The following is a 1,426-nucleotide window of genomic DNA, read 5'->3' on the forward strand; positions in this document are numbered from 1 at the left end:
CCATTATGTTAAATAGCATAAAAAGGGACCTCAGATTTGGGTCCCTTTTATCTAAATTATTTGTATGCTTGGATAGATTTTAGAATCTCCTGTCTGGCTTCTTCTACATTGCCCCAACCATTAAATTTCATCCATTTACCTTTTTCCAAGTCTTTATAATGTTCAAAGAAATGTTTCATTTGATCTAATTGAAGCTGAGGGAGGTCGCTCAGATCTTCAACATTGTTATATAGAGGTGTGAGCTTAGAATGAGGTACAGCAATGATCTTTGCATCAATACCGGCTTCATCTTCCATATACATGACTCCGACAGGTCTGCTGCGAATTACTGATCCTACAGCAACCGCATGGGGAGCTATTACAAATACATCTAAGGGATCACCATCCTCGCTTAATGTTTGAGGAATATAACCGTAATTGTACGGATATGACATTGCTGTACTTAGAAAGCGATCAACCAATAAAGCATCATATTCTTTATTCACTTCATACTTGATGGGTTTAGCATTTGCCGGGATTTCGATGATGCTATTAAAGTCATCTGGTGGATTAGTACCTGCTTTAACATTTTTAAAACTCATTGTTTTACCTTCTAATATTTAGATTATTAATGATTAGTGAAAAATTGATAGGAAAGTATTCCTAGTACTGTAAAGATTAATGAACCTATTACATGGATGGCTATTGTTGAGATAGCATATTCAAACTTTGAAGCTTGTAGCAACGCAACAATTTCAACTGAAAATGTTGAAAAGGTCGTTAAAGCACCGCAGAAGCCTGTCACAACGAATAACTTATAATTAGGGCTTATTGAGCTATTTGAAAAAAATGATACAGCTAATCCAATAATAAAAGCACCGATTAAGTTAACAATCACTGTCCCGAAAGGAATATTTTCAAATACGCTATTAAATCTTAGACTTATGCCCCAACGAAGCCAGGCACCGATTACAGAACCGAGAGCAATTGATAAAAGAGAAAGATACATGTCTGCTCCTAGTTATGAGCAGCAAAAGATATATAAATAAAGAACTTTATGACGGGAAAACATAGCGTAGCTCCATTTTGTAAAAGCAGAGCACGCGACTACGTACCCTGCTTGAGGGAAACGTAGGTATCATCAGCCAGAATTGGCGGTTTGTGTAAGGAGGATAGCCATCTCCTTTGAGTACTATTATTTAAAAATTGATTAGCTAATTCAACAACCTTCTATTATTAAAATACGTAAGTTTGATACTTTTTTATCTTTAGTTTAGTAAAACTTGAAACTTTTCATTTTTTCTATAATCTTTTTGGAAAGGGTGTCCAGCTAAGCTGAGGCAGGTGTTTGTTGTAGTCGGGCCGCTACAATATTGATAAAGAGCACCTGTATGTTTAATTTCAAGATTTTTAATAAAGTCTCTACGGAAGTATTGACGATCAAAAA

The 1,426-nt window shown here is 35.4% G+C and carries 2 protein-coding genes and 1 riboswitch; both genes read right to left on the reverse strand.

The annotated features are described in order from the left end of the window. Window positions 1–56 precede the first annotated feature (56 nt). Window positions 57–581: an inorganic diphosphatase gene (ppa, locus tag MTX11_RS16430; protein WP_005225406.1), complete on the reverse strand. Its 525-nt coding sequence runs from the start codon at window positions 579–581 to the stop codon at window positions 57–59. A gap of 26 nt (window positions 582–607) precedes the next feature. Further along, the gene (gene crcB, locus MTX11_RS16435) at window positions 608–988 is read right to left on the reverse strand and encodes a fluoride efflux transporter CrcB (protein WP_005225409.1); all 381 of its coding nucleotides are present in this window, start codon (window positions 986–988) and stop codon (window positions 608–610) included. 116 nt (window positions 989–1,104) lie between these two features. Then, a riboswitch (Fluoride riboswitch) is annotated at window positions 1,105–1,172 on the reverse strand. Window positions 1,173–1,426 lie beyond the last annotated feature (254 nt).

It is taken from the genome of Acinetobacter lwoffii (genome assembly GCF_022809915.1).
GTDB lineage: Bacteria > Pseudomonadota > Gammaproteobacteria > Pseudomonadales > Moraxellaceae > Acinetobacter > Acinetobacter lwoffii_M.